The organism is Streptomyces sp. NPDC016677, assembly GCF_055562815.1.
Genome location: NZ_JBVHEO010000006.1, coordinates 22,700 through 43,934 on the forward strand (window position 1 = coordinate 22,700; position 21,235 = coordinate 43,934).

The 21,235-nt window shown below is 72.2% G+C and carries 16 protein-coding genes; 10 read left to right on the forward strand and 6 right to left on the reverse strand.

All coding sequences use genetic code 11. The annotated features are described in order from the left end of the window. The first annotated feature begins 16 nt into the window (after positions 1-16). The gene (locus ACZ3IG_RS18480) at positions 17-1,021 is read left to right on the forward strand and encodes a DNA-3-methyladenine glycosylase family protein (protein ID WP_467433195.1); all 1,005 of its coding nucleotides are present in this window, start codon (positions 17-19) and stop codon (positions 1,019-1,021) included. A gap of 374 nt (positions 1,022-1,395) precedes the next feature. On the opposite strand, the gene manB is transcribed toward ACZ3IG_RS18480, so the two are convergent. Both manB and ACZ3IG_RS18490 read right to left on the reverse strand, forming a co-directional pair. After that, entirely contained in the window at positions 1,396-2,478 is a 1,083-nt protein-coding gene (manB, locus tag ACZ3IG_RS18485; protein WP_467433198.1) for a mannose-1-phosphate guanylyltransferase, read from the reverse strand. Positions 2,479-2,568: 90 nt separating this feature from the next. Further along, positions 2,569-3,819, reverse strand: a complete 1,251-nt coding sequence (locus ACZ3IG_RS18490) for a peptidoglycan recognition protein family protein (RefSeq protein ID WP_467433200.1) — start codon at positions 3,817-3,819, stop codon at positions 2,569-2,571. 138 nt (positions 3,820-3,957) lie between these two features. Between ACZ3IG_RS18490 and ACZ3IG_RS18495 the strand changes: the two genes are divergently transcribed. The 5 genes from ACZ3IG_RS18495 to ACZ3IG_RS18515 all read left to right on the forward strand — a co-directional run bounded on the left by ACZ3IG_RS18495 (position 3,958) and on the right by ACZ3IG_RS18515 (position 11,923). After that, complete coding sequence (locus ACZ3IG_RS18495) at positions 3,958-4,719, forward strand: TIGR03089 family protein (protein ID WP_467433202.1); 762 nt, start codon at positions 3,958-3,960, stop codon at positions 4,717-4,719. Between the two features lie 154 nt (positions 4,720-4,873). After that, the gene (locus tag ACZ3IG_RS18500; RefSeq protein WP_467433204.1) at positions 4,874-6,160 is read left to right on the forward strand and encodes an LCP family protein; all 1,287 of its coding nucleotides are present in this window, start codon (positions 4,874-4,876) and stop codon (positions 6,158-6,160) included. A gap of 241 nt (positions 6,161-6,401) precedes the next feature. Then, positions 6,402-8,168, forward strand: coding sequence for an LCP family protein (locus ACZ3IG_RS18505; RefSeq protein ID WP_467433205.1), 1,767 nt, complete (start codon positions 6,402-6,404; stop codon positions 8,166-8,168). A 334-nt stretch (positions 8,169-8,502) separates the two neighbouring features. After that, positions 8,503-10,257 (forward strand): LCP family glycopolymer transferase, encoded by a 1,755-nt coding sequence (locus ACZ3IG_RS18510; RefSeq protein ID WP_467433207.1) that lies wholly within the window; start codon positions 8,503-8,505, stop codon positions 10,255-10,257. A 31-nt stretch (positions 10,258-10,288) separates the two neighbouring features. Continuing rightward, entirely contained in the window at positions 10,289-11,923 is a 1,635-nt protein-coding gene (locus ACZ3IG_RS18515) for an LCP family protein (protein ID WP_467433208.1), read from the forward strand. Positions 11,924-11,925: 2 nt separating this feature from the next. Here ACZ3IG_RS18515 and ACZ3IG_RS18520 read toward each other — a convergent pair whose 3' ends face one another. Next, positions 11,926-12,978: a glycosyltransferase family 2 protein gene (locus ACZ3IG_RS18520; protein ID WP_467433210.1), complete on the reverse strand. Its 1,053-nt coding sequence runs from the start codon at positions 12,976-12,978 to the stop codon at positions 11,926-11,928. A gap of 152 nt (positions 12,979-13,130) precedes the next feature. Here ACZ3IG_RS18520 and ACZ3IG_RS18525 point away from each other — a divergent pair, with 152 nt between their 5' ends. Beyond that, positions 13,131-14,642 (forward strand): LCP family protein, encoded by a 1,512-nt coding sequence (locus ACZ3IG_RS18525; protein ID WP_467433212.1) that lies wholly within the window; start codon positions 13,131-13,133, stop codon positions 14,640-14,642. A gap of 43 nt (positions 14,643-14,685) precedes the next feature. On the opposite strand, the gene ACZ3IG_RS18530 is transcribed toward ACZ3IG_RS18525, so the two are convergent. After that, positions 14,686-15,957, reverse strand: a complete 1,272-nt coding sequence (locus ACZ3IG_RS18530) for an LCP family protein (protein WP_467433213.1) — start codon at positions 15,955-15,957, stop codon at positions 14,686-14,688. A 119-nt stretch (positions 15,958-16,076) separates the two neighbouring features. On the opposite strand from ACZ3IG_RS18530, the gene ACZ3IG_RS18535 reads away from it, so the two are divergent. Beyond that, entirely contained in the window at positions 16,077-16,643 is a 567-nt protein-coding gene (locus tag ACZ3IG_RS18535) for an acyl-CoA thioesterase (protein WP_467433216.1), read from the forward strand. Between the two features lie 16 nt (positions 16,644-16,659). Here the strand turns inward: ACZ3IG_RS18535 and ACZ3IG_RS18540 are convergent, their stop codons facing one another. Further along, positions 16,660-17,295, reverse strand: a complete 636-nt coding sequence (locus ACZ3IG_RS18540) for a TetR/AcrR family transcriptional regulator (RefSeq protein WP_467433217.1) — start codon at positions 17,293-17,295, stop codon at positions 16,660-16,662. A 133-nt stretch (positions 17,296-17,428) separates the two neighbouring features. On the opposite strand from ACZ3IG_RS18540, the gene ACZ3IG_RS18545 reads away from it, so the two are divergent. Next, on the forward strand, positions 17,429-18,370 hold the full coding sequence (locus ACZ3IG_RS18545) for an alpha/beta hydrolase (RefSeq protein WP_467433219.1): 942 nt from the start codon (positions 17,429-17,431) through the stop codon (positions 18,368-18,370). Between the two features lie 49 nt (positions 18,371-18,419). Here ACZ3IG_RS18545 and ACZ3IG_RS18550 read toward each other — a convergent pair whose 3' ends face one another. Beyond that, on the reverse strand, positions 18,420-19,592 hold the full coding sequence (locus ACZ3IG_RS18550; RefSeq protein WP_467433221.1) for an acyl-CoA dehydrogenase family protein: 1,173 nt from the start codon (positions 19,590-19,592) through the stop codon (positions 18,420-18,422). A 188-nt stretch (positions 19,593-19,780) separates the two neighbouring features. Between ACZ3IG_RS18550 and ACZ3IG_RS18555 the strand changes: the two genes are divergently transcribed. Next, positions 19,781-21,124 carry a UDP-glucose dehydrogenase family protein gene (locus ACZ3IG_RS18555; protein ID WP_215165018.1) on the forward strand — a complete coding sequence of 448 codons (1,344 nt, stop codon included), beginning with the start codon at positions 19,781-19,783 and terminating at the stop codon, positions 21,122-21,124. Positions 21,125-21,235 lie beyond the last annotated feature (111 nt).

The following is a 21,235-nucleotide window of genomic DNA, read 5'->3' on the forward strand; positions in this document are numbered from 1 at the left end:
CCCAGGGACATCATTCGTGGCCGGACGCTTCGCTCCCCGCCCCGCGCGTACGTCGTCGTACGGCGGGCAGGGCGCCGTACCCGGCGCGAGCGTGCCGCGCCAGGCGCCGGCGCCGGGGAAGGTCCGCGTCTGGGTGCCGGACGGGCCGCTCGACGCCGGCCTGGTCCTCGGCCCGCTGCGGCGCGGCCCCGGGGACCCCACCTTCCGGGCGACGCCGGACGGGTCGGTGTGGCGGGCCAGCAGGACGCCGGCCGGGCCCGGGACACTGCGGGTCGCCGCGCGGGGCGGTGAGGTACGGGGTGAGGCGTGGGGTCCGGGCGCGGAGTGGCTGCTGGAGCGGCTGCCGGGGCTGCTGGGCGCCGACGACGACCCGTCCGCGTTCGTACCGAGGCACCGGTTGCTGGCGGCGACCCGGCACCGGCGGCCCGGACTGCGGCTGGGCCGGACCGGGCTGGTGCTGGAGTCGCTGATCCCGTCGGTGCTGGAGCAGAAGGTCACGGCGGTGGAGGCGTACCGGGCGTGGCGGCTGCTGGTACGGGCGTTCGGTGAACCGGCGCCGGGGCCGGTGCCCGACGGCCTGTACGTGATGCCGGCGCCGCGGACCTGGGCACTGATCCCGTCCTGGGAGTGGCACAGGGCCGGGGTCGACGACAAGCGGGCGACCACCGTCCTGCGGGCCGTACGGGTCGCCGCGCGGCTGGAAGAGGCGGCCGGGATGACGCCGGCGGCGGCGCGGGCACGGCTGGAGGCCGTGCCGGGGGTGGGGCCGTGGACCTCGGCGGAGGTGGTGCAGCGCAGTCACGGGGCGCCGGACGCGGTGACGGTCGGGGACCTGCATCTGCCGGGGATCGTGGGGTTCGCGCTCGCCGGGGACCGGGACGCGGACGACGAGGAGATGCTGCGGCTGCTGGAGCCGTATGCCGGGCAGCGGCATCGGGCGGCGCGGTTGATCCTGCTGAGCGGGAGGGTGCCGGAGCGGCGGGGGCCGCGGATGGCTCCGCGGGGTTATGCGGGGTTCTGACGAGTGCCGTACGGCGTGTGAACGACGGTGCTTGTGGGGTGCCCGGCGTTGTGGTCGGCGTGGGGTGGGTGGCGCGGCCCTCGCTGCCGGGGTGCCGCCGCGCCCACCCTCCCCCACCGCCCCAGGCGGCACGACTGCCCGCGGTTACGCGGCCCGCGCCGCCCGCGATAGCGCGGGGCCGTACCCGCACCCGCGTACGGCGGGAAGGGGACGGGGTGGGGGGGTGTCCGCCCGCAGCGGTTGGCGCGTCGACCCGGGTAAGCACCGCAGAAGACCGATTCCGCGCCGTTCCGAGGACGGACACCCCCCACCCCGGCCCCGACCACGCACCCTGGGCACTACGCGCACCCCCACCGAACCCCCGCAGGCACCCCCTACTGATCGGACGAGAACCGCACCGCCCCCGCCGGAATCCGCGCGTCGCACCACACCCGGACGCCCTCCCTCAACTCGTTGTCCGCGCCGATCACCGCCCCGTCCCCGATCACCGTCCCCGTGACCACCGACCGTCTCCCGACCCGCGCCCCGTTGCCGACCAGCGAGTCCGTGACGACCGCGCCCGGCTCGATCACCGCGCCCGGCAGGATCGTGCTGCCGAATATCCGCGTCCCCTCCGCGACGAACGCCCCCTCGCCCACCACCGTCCCGCCCGACAGCTTGGCGTCCGGCGCCACCCTCGCCGTCGGCAGGACGAGCCGGTCGCCGCAGCGGCCGGGCACGGCCGGGGACGGGGCCCGGCCCAGCACCAGGTCGGCGGACCCCCGTACGAACGCGGCCGGGGTGCCGAGGTCCAGCCAGTACGTGGAGTCGACCATCCCCTGCAGATGCGCCCCCGTCGCCAGCAGCTCCGGGAACGTCTCGCGCTCCACCGACACCGGCCGCCCCGCCGGGATCGTGTCGATGACCGACCGGCGGAAGACGTACGCCCCCGCGTTGATCTGGTCGGTGACGATCTCCTCCGGCGTCTGCGGCTTCTCCAGGAAGGCCAGGACGCGGCCCGCCCCGTCCGTCGGGACCAGCCCGTACGCCCGAGGGTCCGTCACCCTCGTCAGATGCAGGGACACATCCGCGCCCGTCGCCTCGTGGGTGTCCACCAGCGCCCTGATGTCCAGCCCCGTCAGGATGTCGCCGTTGAAGATCAGTACCGGCTCGTCGGGCCCCGACCGCAGCCGCGAGGCCACGTTGCGGATCGCCCCGCCCGTGCCGAGCGGCTCCTTCTCCGTCACGTACTCGATGTGCAGCCCGAGTGACGAGCCGTCCCCGAAGTACGGCTCGAACACCTCCGCCAGATAACTCGTCGCGAGCACGATGTGCTCGACCCCCGCCGCCTTCGCCCGCGCCAACTGGTGCGTGAGGAAGGGCACCCCCGCTGCCCTGACCATCGGCTTCGGCGTGTGCACCGTGAGCGGGCGCAGCCGTGTGCCCTTGCCGCCGACCAGGAGGATCGCTTCTGTCACCTGTCGTCTCTGCTTCCTGCCGGGACCGGCCGAACTGTCTTCCGGCCGGCCAGTGTATGCAGACCGGTGGATCCGTCCTTGCCCCGCCGCTCAACGGCCCTGGTACTTGGCCGCGGTCGAGCGGGCCGTGCCGAGTTTCTTGTACAGCTGCGCACCCGGACAGCTCGTGTTGAAGCCGTCCCGGTGACCGGAGATCACACTGAGTCGTACGTTCTTGCCTTTTCGGTAGAGATTGCCACCACCGGACTTCAGGTATGTCTTGCCGCGGGGATTCATGCCGTACAGGCCGAGCTTCCACGCGCTCAGGCGGGCCACCCCCCGGACCGCCGCCGCGGAGGGCTTCTTCGTGCTGTACGTGCCGAGTACGGCGATCCCCATGCTGTCGGAGTTGAAGCCGAGGGTGTGCGCGCCGAGGACCGGCTTCGCCACGCCGCCCGCCCGGCCCTCGTAGATCTTCCCGCACTTGTCGACGAGGAAGTTGTAGCCGATGTCCCGCCAGCCCATGCTCTTGACGTGGTAGCGGTAGATACTGCGGATGACCGAAGGGGCTTGCGCGCAGGTGTAGTTGTTGCCGGTGGCCGAATGGTGCACGAAGGCCGCCTTGACCTTCTTCGTGTACTTGAACCCCTTCTCCCGCAGCCCCTCGTCCGCGCCCCACCCCCGCCGCGTCACGATCGCGGGGCGCGGGCCGACATAGGGATTGGCCTTCGCGGCCGCGGCCTGGTCGGCGGCGAGCGGGCTGTCCTCGGAGGTGCCGCCCTCCTCCTCTCCGCCGGGGTCGACGAGTTCCAGGCGCAGGCCCTCCGGAAACGTGAACTCCCAGTCGTCGTCCGCCCGCACCCGCAGTTCCACCCCGTCCGAAGCCCCGACCCACAGCGGCGCGGTGGCGCCCCGCACCCGGCTCGAGGAGCGCTCCGGCGTGCCCGGGTCGGCGCCGTGGTCGGCGTTGTGGGTGGCCAGGTCCTGCCAGCCGGACCAGGCGCCGGTGGCGGCGTCACGGACCCGGACCCGGACGCTGCCGTGCAGTTCGCGGTCGGGGTCGTCCCAGACGACGCCGACCAGCGAGAAGGGCCGTGCGTCGCGGCGCGGCACGCCCTGTTCGACGGCGCCCGCGGGGCCGGACGGGTCGGCGGACCGGTCCTGGGCCAGGGCTCTCAGCGGCAGCGACTGCGTACTGCCGGACACGGACGCCTCGGCGCGCGCCGCCCGCGCGGCAGCCGAGGCGGAGGCGGGAGCGGAGGCGAGGGCGGCGTGCGTGCCCGCCGCGGCGGGCGGGGTGAGCGGGAGGGCGAGGGCCGCCGCGCAGGTGACGCCGATCGAGGAAGCGAGGAATCCATGCATGCCCCTGATCCTGGACATGGTCGGATAAATCTGTCCATTCGGAACTTCTCGGAACTTGTCCGCCGCGAGGGCGGGTTCGCCCGAACCGGTGGCCGCGCGAAACGTCCCCCCGCCCCGTCCCCGCGTACGCTTGCGCGGGTGAACGCGACCGACCGCACCCCTGCCGACCTGCTGAGTTCCGCGCTCGCCGCGGACCCGGGACGCCCCCTGGTGACCTTCTACGACGACGCCACGGGCGAACGTGTCGAACTGTCCGTCGCCACCTTCGCCAATTGGGTGGCCAAGACCGCCAACCTGCTCCAGGACGAACTGTCGGCCGAGCCCGGCGACCGGGTCGCGCTGCTGCTGCCCGCGCACTGGCAGACGGCCGTGTGGCTGCTGGCCTGCGCCTCGGTCGGCGTGGTCGCCGACATGGCCGGTGACCCGGCCGCGGCGGACGTCGTCGTCAGCGGCCCTGACGCCGAGTCACTGGCGGCGGCCCGCGCGTGCTCGGGGCCGCGGATCGCGCTCGCCCTGCGGCCGCTGGGCGGACGGTTCCCCGAGCCGCCGGAGGGCTTCGCCGACTACGCGGTGGAGGTGCCGGGGCAGGGCGACCGGTTCGCGCCGTACGCGCCGGTGGACCCCGAGGAGCCCGCGCTGATCGTGGCGGGGCGGGGGTTCAGCGGTGCCGAGGTGGTGGAGCGGGCCCGCGCGGAGGCGACGGGACTGGGGCTGACGGGGCCGGGGGCGCGCATCCTGTCCGGGCTGCCGTACGACACCTGGGAGGGGCTGAACGCCGGGCTGTACGGGCCGCTCGCCACGGGCGGTTCCGTGGTGCTGTGCCGCAACCTGGACCGGCTGGCCACCGACGCCCTGGACCAGCGCATCGAGACCGAGCGCGTCACGGCCACGGCCCGCTGAGCCGACCGGGCCCCGCCCCCTGCCTCGCTCAGCCCCCGCTCCCCCTCCCCCCCCCGTTCGGCGCATCCCCACCTCCCTCCCGCCCCGCATCCGGGCCATGGTCGTAGGAGCAGCAGGCCCGTAGACGCTCGTACGGCAGGAGGGGTGGCCAGAGGTGACCGGCACCGCAGGGGGCCCCGGGGGCGGCGCGAGCGCCCCCGGGCCGGGAGCGGGGGCGTCCGCGACCGGGAGCGGGCTCCGGCGCCGCCGCAGGCGCCGGTGGCTGCGGTGGTCGGCGCTCGGCACGGCCGCCGCCCTGACCGGCGCCGCGGGCGTCGGCTGGACGGTCTACACCGAGCTGGACGGCAACATCACGCCCGACGAGGCCGCCGCCGCCGAACTGGCCCGGTACGAGAAGGAACGCCCCGCCTCGCTGGTGCGCGGCGCGCGGAACATCCTGCTGCTCGGCTCGGACTCGCGGTCGGGCGAGGACAACTCCCGCTACGGGCGCGACCCGGGCACCGAGCGGTCGGACACCGCGATGCTGCTGCACCTGTCGGCGGACCGGCGCAGTGCCACCGCCGTCTCCCTGCCCCGCGACCTGATGGTGGACGTGCCGGGCTGCCGCCGCCCGGACGGCTCCCGGTCGGCACCGGCCCTCGCGCAGTTCAACTACGCCTTCGAGGTGGGCGGTTCGGCCTGCTCGATCCGGACGGTGGAGAAACTGACGCGCATTCGGATCGACCACCACGTGGTCGTCGACTTCCACGGTTTCAAGAAGATGGTCGACGCGGTCGACGGCGTCGAGATGTGCCTGCACGAGCCGGTCACCGACAAGGCGGCCAGGCTGCGGCTGCCCGCGGGCCGGGTGACCCTGAGCGGGGAGCAGGCGCTCGGTTACGTCCGCGCCCGCAAGTCGCTCGGCGACGGCAGCGACACGGAGCGGATGGAACGGCAGCAGCGGTTTCTCGGGGCGCTGGTCAACAAGGTGCAGAGCAATCGGGTCCTGCTGAATCCGGTGAAGCTGTATCCCCTGCTGAACGCGGCCACGTCCGCGCTGACGACCGACCCCGGCCTGGCGAGTCTGCGCGATCTGTACGCACTCGCACGGGGACTGCGCGACATCCCCACGGAACGGGTGCATTTCCTGACCGTGCCACGGAAGTCATGGCCCCGGAACCCCAATCGCGACCAGCTCGTCGAGCCCGCGGCCCGGGAACTCTTCACCCGGCTGCGCACGGACGAGCCGGTCACGGTCGCCCGGGCCGCCGAGCCCCGCCCGGGCGCCCGGCACGCCCCCGGCGGACCCGGCGGTCCCGGCGGCACGGACTCCGGCGAACACGCCACGTACGAGCGCGGCGACGGAATGTCAGCGAAAAAGCGGCCCGCCGAGCCCGCGGCCGGCGTTTCGCCCGTCCCGACATTCTCCGGGAACACGGCCGCCGAGGACCCGTGCGGGTAAAGCGGACTCCAAGGAAACACACAACATCGGACGCCAGTTCGCGAGAATGTGTGGATTGCCGGTTGTAAGCGTCGTGGAATACGTCACCAGCGTCGCCGTACCCCGAACGGGGCGGTTAGTGTGAGCGATCCGGTGTGCCCTACCGCGAGTTCGTTCTCGGTCGGGCCCTGAACGACCGAGAGACCCGAGCGCCTTGGAGGGGAAAGGCGCCACGTGGCCCCGACGGAGGATTCGGACAACCGTGGACTCGCAAGGCCGTGGGCGGGCGGACGACATCGACCCCGCAGACCAGTGGGTACTCAACCCGCGCACTGGCGAATACGAACTGCGACTGAGCCCTTCCGCACCGCAGCCGTCGGTACCGGGCCCCCGCAGATCCGCCCGGCAAAGGACCGCCGCTGACGGCACCGGTGCGGACGCGGACGGGACCGGCACCGCGGCCGCCCCGCGCGGAAACCGGGCCGCGCCGGCCCCGCCCCGGGACGTGCCGCCCCAGCGGCGGCGGCGCGGCGCCCCCGAGGAGCCGCCGCCCGGCCGGCGCGGCCGGCGCCCGGAGAAGAAGAAGTCCAAGGGCCGCAAGGTCCTGCTGTGGACCGGCGGCACGATGGCCTTCCTGATCCTCGGCACCGCCTCGGCCGGGTACTTCTATCTGGAGCACCTCAACGGCAACATCACGGCCGTCTCCGACGACGGCGCGAGCACCGGCGGGTTCCAGAAGGACAAGGCGATCAACATCCTGCTGATCGGCACCGACAAGCGCACCGGCGCGGGCAACGAGAGCTACGGCGACGCCGGCAGCGTCGGCCACGCCGACACCACGATCCTGCTGCACGTCTCCAAGGACCGCTCCAACGCCACCGCGCTGAGCATCCCCCGCGACCTGATCGTCGACGTCCCCGACTGCCCGACCGAGCAGGAGGACGGCACGACGAAGGTGATCCCCGGCACCACCGGTGTCCGCTTCAACACCAGCCTGGGCCAGGACGGCCGTACGCCCAGCTGCACCGTGCGCACGGTGACCGAGCTGACCGGGGTCCAGCCCGACAACTTCATGGTCGCCGACTTCAACGCGGTCAAGACGCTGACCACGGCGGTCGGCGGGGTCGAGGTGTGCCTGGCCAAGGACATCGACGACCCGGACTCGCACCTGAAGCTGTCGGCGGGCACGCACACCATCGAGGGCGAGCAGGCCCTCGCCTTCGTCCGCACCCGGCACTCGGTCGGCTTCGGCGGCGACCTGAGCCGGATCGGGCTCCAGCAGCAGTTCCTCAGCGCGCTGATGCGCAAGCTGAAGTCCAACGACACCCTCACCAGCCCCTCGAAGATGCTGAAGCTCGCCGAGGCGGGCACCGAGGCGCTCACCGTCGACTCCCAGCTCGACAGCATCAGCAAGCTGAAGGACCTCGGTCTGGAGCTGGGCAAGCTCAACGTCAAGAACCTGACGTTCACCACGGTGCCGGTCATCGACAACCCGGAGGAGACGGTCAAGACGACGGTCGTCCTGAACGAGTCGACGGCCCCCGACGTCTTCAGCATGATCCAGAACGACGTCTCGTTCACCGAGGTCAAGCAGCAGAAGAAGAAGGAGAAGGCCGCCGTCGCCGCCCGTCTCAAGGGCACCAAGGCGGACGCCTCCGAGGTCCGCGTCCGCGTCCTCAACGGCGGCGCCCCGAGCGGCAGCGCCCAGGAGGAGCTGACCTGGCTGCAGACCGAGGCCGGCGTCAGCAAGTCCGAGAACGGCGGCAACGCGGAGAAGGAGCTCGGCAAGACCCAGCTGGAGTACGCCCCCGACCAGGCCGACCAGGCCCGCCGCCTCGCCGACCTGCTCGGCCTGTCCGGCTCCGCCATGAAGCCCGGCGAGTCCGTCACCAACGCCCAGGGCCTGCCCACCATGACCCTGACCCTCGGCAAGGACTTCAAGGGCGCCGGGGTCAAGCTCAACGCCTCGTCGAACACGTCGGTGGACGTCGACAAGTCCACAGCCGACGAGGTGAAGTGCGCCGAGTGAACCCCGCGGCCACGTCTCACGTCTGACAGGGCGGCTCCGGCGTACAACCCATCGGGGCCGCCGTTCGTCCACCTCATGGTGGACACGTCACAAGGGCGGAGACTGGGATGTCACTGAGCGGTGCGCACCCGCGGGGAGGGTGTCCCTGAACCACCTGCATGCCGAGAGACACCCGTAGTCGTTCGACGCTGGACCAGGCGGACAACGTGAGCGTTCACAGCGCTCACCGTGCCCACTGCCGTGAGGCCCGCCCGGCGTCGCGCACTTGCTGATTGTGACCGCGCACCTTCCGGGCAAGGTGTCGCGTGGCTCCCGACGGAGGATTCGGACAACCGTGGACGCGCAAGGCCGTGGGCGGGCGGACGACGTGGACCCCGCAGACCAGTGGGTACTCAACCCGCAGACCGGCGAATACGAACTGCGACTGCCGCAGTCGGCACCGCAGCAGCCGAAGCCGCCCTGGCCCAGGCAACAGCAAAGCCCCCGCACCACCTCGCCCCCGGGCTCTCCCGCCGGGCCGCCCGCCGGTGTGCCCGGCCCCCGGACCACTCCCGGCCCCGGCCGTGACGTCCCGCCCCAGCGAAGACGCCCCGCGGGCCCCGAGGAGACGCCGCCCGGCCGGCGCGGACGCCGTCCGGAGAAGAAGAAGGGCAAGGCCGGCAAGGTCCTGCTGTGGACCGGCGGAACGATGGCCTTCGTGATCCTCGCGGCCGGCACCGGCGGCTACTTCTACCTCCGGCACCTGGAGGGCAACGTCTCCACGACGGACGTCGGTGACGCGGGCGCGAGCAGCTTCCGCAAGAACGAGGCGTTCAACATCCTCATCATCGGCACCGACAAACGCACCGGCGCGGGCAACGAGGGCTACGGCGACGCCGGCAGCGTCGGGCACGCCGACACCAACATCCTGCTGCACGTCGCCAAGGACCGCTCCAACGCGACCGCGATGAGCATCCCCCGGGACCTGATCGTCGACATCCCGGACTGCCCGACCGAGCAGGAGGACGGCACCGAGAAGGTCGTCCCCGGCACCACCAGTCAGCGCTTCAACAACAGCCTGGGGCAGGACGGCCGCGACCCGGGCTGCACGATGCGGACCGTCGAGGCGGTGACCGGCATCAAGCCCGACCACTTCATGATGGCCGACTTCAACGCGGTCAAGACGCTGACCACCGCGGTCGACGGCGTGGAGGTGTGCGTGAGCCACGCCGTCGACGACAAGGAGTCCAAGCTCAAGCTGAAGGCCGGCAAGTCCAGGGTGGAGGGCGAGCAGGCCCTCGCCTTCGTCCGCACCCGGCACGCCTTCGGCAACCGGGGCGACCTGGACCGGATCGGAGTACAGCAGCAGTTCCTCGGCTCGCTGATGCGGAAGATGTCCTCCGGCGACACCCTCACCAGCCCCACGAAGCTGCTGAAGCTGGCCGAGGCCGCGACCAAGGCGCTCACCGTCGACAGTGCCATCGGCGATGTCGGCACGCTCAAGGACGTCGCCCTGGAGCTGAAGAAGGTACCGACGAAGAACATCTCGTTCACGACGGTGCCGGTCAAGGACAACCCGGCGGAGGCCGTCCCGGTCACGGTCGTGCTGAACGAGGACGCCCCTCAGCTCTTCGACCTGATCAAGAACGACGTCTCCCTCACCGAGGTCAAGCAGCGGGAGAAGAAGGAGAAGGCCGCCGTCGCCGCCCGCCTCAAGGGCACCAAGGCGGACGCCTCCGAGGTCCGCGTCCGCGTCCTCAACGGCGGCGCCCCGAGCGGCAGCGCCCAGTACGAACTCAACTGGCTCCAGGGCACGGCGGGCGTCACCAGGTCCGAGAACGGCGGCAACGCGGAGAAGGACCTCGGCAGGACCCAGCTGGAGTACGCCCCCGACCAGGCCGACCAGGCCCGCCGCCTCGCCGACCTGCTCGGCCTGTCCGGCTCCGCCATGAAGCCCGGCGAGTCCGTCACCAACGCCCAGGGCCTGCCGACGATGACATTGACCCTGGGCAAGGACTTCAAGGGCGCCGGCGTGAAGCTCAACGCCTCGTCCGCTTCGACGCAGGTGAAGAACAAAACCACGGCCGACCAGGCGACGTGCGCCAGCTGAACGCGACCGGGGCGGCTCAGGCGGCGGCGCGATGCCGCCGCCCGTGGGCGGGGAGGGACACGCAGTGAAGACGGACAACAGGGCACCCGTCACCGGCGCCCCCGGTGACACCGGCGACGGGGAGGACAGCGGGCCCCGCCCGCGCCGCCGGCGCCGCGGGCGCGCGCTCCGCTGGGCCGCCGTCACCCTCGCCGTGGTGATATGCGGGACGGCCGGCGCCGGCTACCTCTACTACCGCCACCTCAACGGCAACATCAAGAAGGACGAGCTGAACCTCGGCGACAGCAAGGTCGCCGAGCCGACGCCGAACGCGGCCGGGCAGACCCCGCTGAACATCCTGGTCATCGGCTCCGACGCGCGCGACACCGAGGAGAACCAGAAACTCGGCGGCGCCAAGGAGACGTTCGGCTCGGCGCCGCTCGCGGACGTCCAGATGCTGGTGCACCTCTCCGCCGACCGCACCAACATGTCGGTGGTCAGCATGCCCCGCGACACCCTGGTGCGGATCCCCAAGTGCACCGACCCCGACGACGGCACCGTCTACCCGGCGAGCGACGGCCGGACGATGACCAACCAGAGCCTCGGCCACGGCGGCCCCGGCTGCACGGTCGCCACCTGGCAGGAGCTGACCGGCATCCACATCGACCACTTCGTCATGGTCGACTTCGCCGGCGTGGTGTCGATGGCGGACGCCATCGGCGGCGTCCCGGTGTGCGTGGACGCCAACATCCACTCCCGGGACAGCGAGGGCCACGGCTCCGGTCTGAAGCTGGCGAAGGGCACCCACTCCATCAAGGGCGAGCAGGCCCTGCAGTGGCTGCGCACCCGGTACGGCTTCGAGGACGGCAGCGACCTGGCCCGCGCCAAGGCGCAGCACATGTACATGAACTCGATGGTGCGCGAGCTGCGGGCGAACGCCACCCTGAGCAGCCCCAACAAGCTGCGCCGGCTGGCCGAGGAGGCCACCGGGGCGCTCACCGTCGACTCGGGCCTGGACACCGTCAAGAAGCTCTACGACCTCAGCAACGAGCTGCGCAAGGTCGAGCCGAAGCGGATCACCATGACGACGATGCCCAACCGCTACGTGGGCTCACGCGTCGAGCCCACCGAGGACGCCGAGCAGCTCTTCCGGCTGGTGCGGGAGGACATCGCGCTGGACGGCAAGGACGTGAAGGGCAAGGCGGAGGAAGCGGCGGAGGCGGCGGAGGCGGCGGAGGCGGCGGCGTCCGGGACACCGGACGATCCGGCCGCCGCCGACGGCGAGATCGCCGTGCAGGTGCGCAACGGCACCGCCACCGAGACCCGGGGCGCGGTCGGCGGGCGGGCGAGCGCGGTGGCCGACTCGCTGGTGGCGGACGGCTTCGGCAAGGCGGTCGCGGACCAGGGCGCGTACACCGGCGAGGAGACCACGGTCGTCCGGTACCCGAGCGCCGACCTGAAGGGCGACGCCCTGCGGGTCGCCGAGTCGCTGGGCATCCCGTCGAGTGCGGTGAGGAAGTCGACCTCCGTCACCGGCGTGACCCTCGTCGTCGGCGCCGACTGGCTGGACGACGGGGACTACGAGGCGCCGAAGGAGGACAACACCACGCCGAAGTCGGCCGAGGCGCTCAACGGCGCCGACGAGTCGGCGTGCATGCACGTGAACCCGGCGTTCACCTGGTCCTGACCTCAGTGGGCGCCGGCGGTGTCCGCGTCGGCGTCCGGCAGCACCGCCGCCCGCCGCGAGGCGATCACCTTGCGGGCCAGCGACTTCGGGCTGGTCAGAAAGCCCCAGCCCCAGGACATGTGCATGGTCGCCAGCGCCACCGGGATCTGCAGCCGGGCCTTGAGCGGCAGCCCCTTGCCGGCGGGCAGCGACCCGGCGACGATCGCCGCCAGGTAACCGCCGGGGACGACGAAGCCCCACGGCGTGAGCGCGGCGCCCACCACGATCCCGGCGGCTATCGCGCACACGGCGGTCGGCGGGGCGAGGTAGCGCAGGTTGATGGAGCCGGAGTGGTAGCGGGCGACGACGTGCCGCCAGCGGCCGTAGTCCTTGTACTGCTTGGCCAGGGCCTTCACGCTCGGCCGGGGCCGGTAGGAGACCTTCAGCTCGGGCGAGAACCAGATCAGGCCGCCGGCCTCGCGGATGCGGAAGTTCAGCTCCCAGTCCTGGGCACGGATGAACTCCTCGTTGTAGCCGCCCTGCCGCTCCAGCGCCTCGCGGCGGAAGACGCCGAGGTAGACGGTCTCGGCCGGGGCGGCCTCGCCGCCGGTGTGGAAGGCCGCGTTGCCGACGCCGATCTTCGAGGTCATGGCGGCGGCGACGGCGTGCTCCCAGTCGTTCTCGCCCTCGGCGTGCATGATGCCGCCGACGTTCTGCGCGCCGGTCTCCTCCAGGAGCCGTACGGCCGTGGCGATGTAGCCCGGCGACAGCATGCCGTGGCCGTCGACGCGGACCACGACCGGGTGCCGGGACGCCTTGATCGCGGCGTTCAGCGCGGCGGGCGTACGGCCGGTCGGGTTCGGGACCACGTGGACGCGGGGGTCCTCGCGGACGAGTTCGGCGGCGATCTCCTCCGTGCGGTCCGCGGACGGACCGACGGCGATCACGACCTCCATCTCGCCGGAGTACTCCTGGGCGAGGATGGCCTGGACGGCACCGCGCAGATGACGTTCCTCGTTGAGGACGGGCATGATCACGGAAACGGCGGGGAGCCGCACGTCGGACTTGGCGTTCATCGGGGCTCACGTTACCGCGAACGGGGGACACGGGTGCGCGCCGTGGGGTCCGGTGCCCCGGTCCGCAGATCGTATGGGCCTACGGTGCTCAAGATCCCACGTCCGGCACACCGTCCCGGCACACCAGGGACTGTCCTCGCGGAGGTGTCCCCTTGTCCACGTCGCCCCGCTCCCCCGCCCCCCGGGTCCGGGCCGCGCCCCCCGAGCGGCCGGGGGCGCGCACCGGCCGCCGCGCGCCCGTACGGCGCCGGAAGCCGCGCTGGGCCGTACGGATGTCGACCGCGCTGTCGGTGGTGGTGCTCGCCTCGGCCGGCATCGGGCACGCGGTGCTGACCGGGCTGGACTCCGACATCGACCGGGTGGACGCCTTCAAGGACATGAAGAACCGCCCGCGGGCCGGCCACGGCATGAACGTCCTGCTGGTCGGCACCGACGGCCGGGACCGCGTCTCCGACGAGGAGCGGCGCCGCTTCCGGCTGGGCGGTGAGCCCTGCCACTGCACCGACACGATCATGATCGTGCACCTCTCGGCGGACCGGAGGCGGGCGAGCGTGGTCAGCCTGCCGCGCGACTCCTACGCCCGGACCCCGCCGCACACCGACCGCACCACCGGCGAGCGGCACCAGGGGCACCCGCTCAAGCTGAACGCGGCGTACGCCGAGGGCGGCCCGCAGCTGACCGTGCGCACGGTGGAGTCGATGACCCGGGTGAAGATCGACCACTATCTGGAGGTCGACTTCACCAGCTTCATGAAGACGGTCGACGTGCTCGGCGGCGTACGGATCTGCACCGCGCGGCCGCTGAAGGACAGCCACACCGGCCTGGACCTGCCGGCCGGCACGCACACCCTGAAGGGCGGACAGGCCCTCCAGTACGTCCGCTCCCGCCACCTGGACGGGGCCTCCGATCTGAGCCGGATGCGGCGCCAGCAGCGCTTCATGGCGGCCACCATCGACCGGGCGACCTCCTCCGGCATCCTGCTGAACCCGGTGAAGTTCCGGGACGTGACCCGGGCGGTGCTGGGCTCGGTCCGCGCCGACAAGGGCTTCGGCGCCGACGAGCTGCTGGCCCTGGGGCGCGCGATGCGGAACTTCTCGCCATCCTCGTCCGAGTTCACGACCGTCCCCGTCGCGCGGACCGAGTACGCCGTGAAGGGCGTCGGCTCGACGGTGAAGTGGGACGACGCCGCGGCCGGCCGGCTGTTCGCGGCGCTGCGCGAGGACCGTCCGCTGGCCGCGCCACAGCCGGAGCCCGCGCCCCGCTCCGCGGTGCCCCGGGTCCCGGTAGACCCCGGGCGGATCAGTGTGCAGGTCGCCAACGGCACCCGTACGGCCGGGCTCGGCAAGCGCGTCGACCAGGCGCTGGCGAAGGCCGGTTTCCGCACCACCGGCGCCCCGGTGAACGCGCCGGAGCCCACCGTGAAGCGCACGGTCGTCGCCTACGACCCGCGCTGGGACAACTCGGCCAAGTCGCTGGCCGCGGCCCTGCCCGGAGCCGAGCTGCGGCCGGTCGAGGGCCAGGGCGCCACGCTGAGGGTGATCGCGGGCGCCGACTTCGAGAAGGTCCGCGAGGTACGGCTGGCGGAGCCGGCGCAGGGCACGGGGACAGAAACGGGCACGGGGACGGTGGTCCGGGGCGACGAGGTGGGGTGCGGCGAGCGCTGAGGCGAGCGGCCGGCCGGGAGCACCCGGCCGGTGCCGGCCGGTCTCAGTCGGCGGAGACGGTGACCTTCTCGTCGTTCTTCAACTCGTCGACCAGCGTCTTGACCTTCGCGGTGTCCCACTGGAGGTTGCCGTTCGAGGCGTTCCCCGCGATCGGCATGTTCATGGAGGTGCCGTCGCCGCCGCTGACGCCCTTCATCGCCCAGAACATGCCCGCCAGGTCGAACAGGCCCATGTCCTTGTCGACGACGAGGGAGTCCAGGCCCGCGCCCATCGTCGGGTACAGCTTGAACGGGTTCAGGACGGTGGACGGGGTGGCGACCTGGTTGGCCAGGGCCGACAGGAACTTCTGCTGGTTCTTGGTGCGGTCCAGGTCGGAGCCGGCCAGCGCGTACCGGGTGCGGACGAAGGCGAGGGCCTCCTCGCCGTTCAGGGTCTGCTCGCCCTTCTTGAGGTCGGCGCCGGACTTGGTGTCCTTGATGTCCTGCGGGATGTCGATGGTGACGCCGCCGACGGCGTCCACGATGTTGGCGAAGCCGCCGAAGCCGATCTCGACGTAGTGGTCGATGCGCAGTCCGGTGTTGTGCTCGACGGTGCGCACGAGCAGCTCGGGGCCGTCCTCGGCGTACGCGGCGTTCAGCTTCACGTGCCGGCCGGTGCCCTGGTAGGTCTTGCCCGACTCGGAGCCCTTGAAGGTGGGGATCTCGACGTCCGAGTCACGGGGCAGCGACACCAGCGTGGAGCCGTTGTCGCCGGTGTGCAGGATCATCATCGAGTCCGTGCGCTTGCCCTCGGCGGAACCGGTGTGCAGTTCCTTCTTCTCCTCGTCGGACATGCCCTCGCGGCTGTCGGAGCCGACGATCAGGTAGTTGGTGCCCTCACCGGCGTCGGGCCGGTCGATGACCTTCGAGAGGTCGACGTCGCGGTTGAGTTTCGAGTCGGCCCAGAAGTAGGTGCCGACGCTGGTGACGACCAGCACGGTCGCCACGGTGATCGCGGTCCACTTGATCCGGCGGCGCCAGTCCGGCGCGGGGCGCCCCGGGCCGCCGGGACCGGCCGGGCCGTGGCCGCCGGGCGTGCCGTAGACCTGGCCGGTGTTGTATCCGCTGTCGTATCCGCCGGGTCCGCCGCCGCCGTCGACGTACGTCGGCTGCTGCGGCACCCCGCCGTACGGCGGTGCCGCCTGGCCCGGGCCGGGCGGCGACTGGCCGCGCCGGACCTGCCGCATCACGCGGGCGCTCTCGGGCTGCGCGCTCGCGCTGCCGCGTCCGTACCGGCCGCCGTTGTCGCCGGGCCTTCCCTCGGGCCAATCACTCATGCGGACCAGTGTGCAGGTCCCTGCTGTGCCCCATACAAGGGTCGTCGGAAAATCAGGGCCGCGCTGTTGCGAAGCTGACACAAATCACACCCGTGTCGGCTCGGCTTAGGGTGGAGGTCATGACAGACCAGGCACCCCAGGCCTCGGCCGAGCGGCCGGCGACGCCGGAGATCCCGGGCAAGCCGACCTCGGCCTCCCGCACCACCCTGAGCCACATCATGACCCACAACGACACCAATCTGCTGGGCACGGTGCACGGCGGCGTGATCATGAAGCTGGTGGACGACGCGGCGGGCGCCGTCGCCGGGCGCCACTCGGGCGGCCCCGCCGTCACCGCCTCCATGGACGAAATGGCGTTTCTCGAACCGGTCCGCGTCGGCGACCTCGTCCATGTGAAGGCCCAGGTCAACTGGACCGGCCGGACCTCGATGGAGGTCGGGGTGCGGGTCCTGGCGGAGCGCTGGAACGAGTCCGCCCCGCCCACCCAGGTCGGCTCCGCCTACCTCGTCTTCGCCGCGGTGGACGCCGACGGCAAGCCGCGCGCGGTGCCGCCGGTGATCCCGGAGACCGAGCGCGACAAGCGGCGCCACCAGGAGGCCCAGATCCGCCGCACCCACCGCCTGGCCCGCCGCCGCGCGATCATGGAACTGCGGGAGCGGAGGGTGGCGGAGGGGTTCGCGGACTAGTCCGGCGTATGGAGGGCTACCGGACGACGTAGTTCTCGATGTGGTCGATCACCGTCGTCACGGCCTGCCGGTAGGCGGTGCTCGACCGGCGGATCTGGGACAGCAGCATGCCGCCCTGGATGGCGGCCAGCAGGGTCGTGGCGAGTACCGCCGGGTCCGCGTGCTCGTTCAGTTCGCCCCGAGCCTTCATGCGCTCCAGCCCCGATCTGATGGGGCTCTCCCACCGGTCGAAGGCGGCGGCCAGTCCGGTGCGCGCCGCCGGATCGGTGTCGGCCAGTTCACCGGCGAGCGAGCCGATCTCGCAGCCGCCCTCGCACCCGGCCGCGTCCTGCCGGTCCCCGGCCCGGTCGCACCACTCCCGCAGCGCCTCGACGCTGTCCAGATGGTCGAGCAGGGGGCGCTGCTGGTCGAGCCTGGCGTCGGTCTGGTGGTCGATGACGGCGAGGACCAGGCCCTGCTTGTCGCCGAAGTAGTGATAGATCTGCGACGCGCTGACCCCGGCGGCGGACTGGATGTCCGGGATGCTCGTGCCGCCCACACCCCGCTGGTGCATCAGTTCCGCGGCCGTCTCGACGATGCGGTCCCGGGTCCTGCGGCCGGCCTCGGTGAGCCGGGGCCGTTCCGGGCGGTCGGCCCGCACTGGCGTGTTCATGGGCCCACCCTACCGAAGTTGGAATTGACATTCCAATCTCCCGGCCGAGAGGTTGGAGAAGTCATTCCAGCCCATGCGGTTCTCCCGCGCTCCAGTGAGGTGCTCCATGCCACCTATGTCGCCTATCTCGCCGATGTCGCTCGACCCCCAGATCAAGGCCCTGCTCCAGCGGACCGCCGAGCACGCCGGACCGGCCCCGGAGACCCTGACGGTCGCGGGGAACCGGGCCGCCGGGGCCGCCTTCGCCGCCCTGGCCGGCGACCCCGTGCCGGTCGCGGACGTGACGGACACCGCCGTCCCCGCCGAGGGCCGGGACATCCCCGTACGCGTCTACCGGCCCGCCGGCGCCGGGCCGCTGTCCGGGCCGCTGCCCGTGACCGTCTTCTTCCACGGCGGCGGCTGGGTCTTCGGCGACCTCGACACCCAGGACCAGATGGCCCGCATCATGGCCGCCCGCTCCGGCACCGTCGTGGTCTCCGTCGACTACCGGCTGGCCCCCGAACACCGCTTCCCGGCCGCCGTCGAGGACGCCTACGCCGCGCTGGCCTGGGTCGCCGGCCACGCCGCGGAGTTCGGGGGCGACGGCGGGCGGATCGCCGTGTTCGGCGAGAGCGCGGGCGGCAACCTGGCCGCGGTCCTCGCCCAGGAGGCCCGGCGCCGGGGCGGGCCGCGCATCGCGCTCCAGGTGCTCGCCTACCCGGCGGTCGACCGGTTCGACGACAGCCCGTCGATGTACGAGCACATGGCCGGGCCGGTCCTCTCCCGCTCCTACCTGGAGTGGTTCTGGGGCGCCTACCTCAGCACCCCCGACCAGGGCGCCGACCCGCGTGTCTCACCGCTGCGGGCGGACGACCTGACCGGACTCCCGCCCGCCGTCGTCGTCACCGCCGGACTCGACCCGCTGCGCGACCAGGGCGACCGCTACGCCCGCGCCCTGGCGGAGGCGGGCGTGGCGGTCCGCCATCTCCCGGTCCCGGGCGCCGTCCACGGGTTCCTGTCGTTCACCGGGTCGGTGCAGCTCTCCCGGGACGTCCTCGACCAGCTCGGGGAGTCCGTGGCCGCGGCCTTCGGCTGACGGGCCGCGCGGCCGCCGGCCGCCCCCAGACGCTCGCTGCGGGAGGTTCCTACGGGAGGTTCCGGGCCATCACGATGCGCTGGACCTGGTTCGTGCCCTCGTAGATCTGCGTGATCTTGGCGTCGCGCATCATGCGCTCCACCGGGTAGTCGCGGGTGTAGCCGTACCCGCCCAGCAACTGCACCGCGTCCGTGGTGACCTCCATCGCCACGTCCGAGGCGAAGCACTTGGCCGCCGCGCCCTGGAAGGTGAGGTCCCCTTCTCCACCTCCGGCGGCGACGCGCTCCGACTTGGCCGCCGCGGCGTACGTGAGCTGGCGGGCGGCCTCGATCTTCATGGCCATGTCGGCGAGCATGAACTGGACGCCCTGGAAGTCGGCGATCGGCTTGCCGAACTGCTTGCGCTCCCGCACATAGCCCTTGGCGTAGTCCAGGGCGCCCTGGGCGATGCCGAGGGCCTGGGCGGCGATGGTGATGCGGGTGTGGTCCAGGGTCTTCATCGCCGTGGCGAAGCCGGTGCCCTCCTCGCCGATCATGCGGTCGGCGGGGACGCGGACGTTGTCGAGGTAGACCTCGCGGGTGGGCGAGCCCTTGATGCCGAGCTTCTTCTCCGGGGCACCGAAGGAGACGCCCTCGTCGGACTTCTCCACGACGAAGGCGGAGATGCCCTTGGAGCGCTTGGCCGGGTCGGTGACCGCCATCACCGTGTAGTACTCGGACTCGCCGGCGTTGGTGATCCAGCGCTTCACGCCGTTGAGCACGTAGAAGTCCCCGTCGCGCACCGCCTTCGTCTTCATGCCGGCCGCGTCCGAGCCCGCGTCCGGCTCGGAGAGGCAGTACGAGAACATCGCGTCGCCCTTGGCGAGCGGCGCCAGGTACTTCTTCTTCAGCTCCTCCGAGCCGGAGAGGATCACCGGGAGGGAGCCGAGCTTGTTCACCGCCGGGATGAGGGACGAGCTCGCGCAGACACGGGCCACCTCCTCGATGACGATCACCGTGGCGAGGGCGTCGGCGCCCGCGCCGCCGTAGGACTCGGGGACGTGCACCGCGTGCAGGTCGTTCGCGGTCAGGGCGGCCAGCGCCTCGCGCGGGAAACGGGCCTCCTCGTCCACCGCGGCGGCGTGCGGCGCGATCTTCGCCTCGGCCAGCGCGCGGACGGCGTCGCGGAGCATGTCGTGCTCCTCGGACGGGCGGTACAGGTCGAAGTCAGCCGATCCGGCCAAGGTCTCTCACGCTCCAGGACGAAGTGATGACGGCGCTAACTACCGTTAAGTAACCCAGATTTTAGAACCGCGTCGGCGGCCGTGGGTAGGTGAGCTTGACGACAGCCGCGGGCCGCCCGTCCGGAGCGCGGGTCACTCCCCCGGTTATGCTCGCTCCCGCACGCCCGCCGTACACCCCTGGAGCACCCATGGCCCTCAAGATCACCGTGATCGGCACCGGCTATCTCGGCGCGACCCACGCGGCGGCCATGGCGGAGCTGGGCTTCGAGGTGCTCGGCCTGGACGTGGTGCCGGAGAAGATCGAGATGCTGCGGCGCGGCGAGGTCCCGATGTACGAGCCGGGCCTGGAGGAACTGCTGCGCAAGCATGTCGCCGGCATCGAGGGCTCCAGCGGGCGGCTGCGCTTCACCACCGACTTCGAGGAGGTCGCGGCCTTCGGCGACGTGCACTTCCTGTGCGTGAACACCCCGCAGAAGCACGGCGAGTACGCCTGCGACATGAGCTACGTCGAGTCGGCGCTGGCCTCGCTCGCCCCGCACCTGCGCGGCTCCGCCCTGGTGGTCGGCAAGTCGACGGTGCCGGTCGGGTCGGCCGACCGGCTGGCCGCCTACCTCGTCGAGCACGCCCCGGCGGGCGGCGACGCCGAGCTGGCCTGGAACCCGGAGTTCCTGCGCGAGGGCTTCGCCGTCCAGGACACCCTGCACCCCGACCGGATCGTGGTCGGCGTGCGCAGCGAGCGGGCGGAGAAGCTGCTGCGGGAGGTGTACGCGACGCCGGTCGGTGAAGGGTCGCCGTTCGTCGTCACCGACTTCCCGACCGCCGAGCTGGTGAAGACCTCCGCCAACTCCTTCCTCGCCACCAAGATCTCCTTCATCAACGCGATGGCGGAGGTGTGCGAGGCCGCCGACGGGGACGTCGCCAAGCTGGCCGAGGCGATCGGGTACGACGACCGGATCGGAAAGAAGTTCCTGCGGGCCGGGATCGGCTTCGGCGGCGGCTGCCTGCCCAAGGACATCCGGGCGTTCATGGCCCGCGCCGGTGAGCTGGGTGCCGACCAGGCGCTGACCTTCCTGCGCGAGATCGACTCCATCAACATGCGCCAGCGCGGCCGGATGGTAGAGCTGACCCGGGAGGCGCTGGGCGGCGGCCCGTTCCTCGGCAAGCGGGTCGCGGTCCTCGGCGCCACCTTCAAGCCCGACTCCGACGACGTACGGGACTCCCCCGCGCTCAACGTCGCCGGGCAGATCCACCTCCAGGGCGGCCAGGTCACGGTGTACGACCCCAAGGGCATGGCCAACGCCCGGCGGCTGTTCCCGACCCTCGGGTACGCCGAGTCGGCGACGGAGGCGGTGCGCGGCGCGGACGTCGTGCTGCACCTGACGGAGTGGCGGGAGTTCCGCGAGCTGGACGCGGAGGCGCTCGGCGAGGTCGCGGGCGCCCGGGTGATCCTGGACGGGCGCAACGCGCTGGACCCGGAGGCGTGGCGGCGGGCCGGGTGGACGTACCGGGCGATGGGCCGGCCGACGGCGTAGACGCTCCGCTCGGCAGCCGTGCGGCAGCCGACTGGCAGTGACGCGGGAGTCGTACGACAGCCGCCCGGCAGTCGTACGGCAGCCGCCCGGCAGTCGTACGGCAGCCGCCCG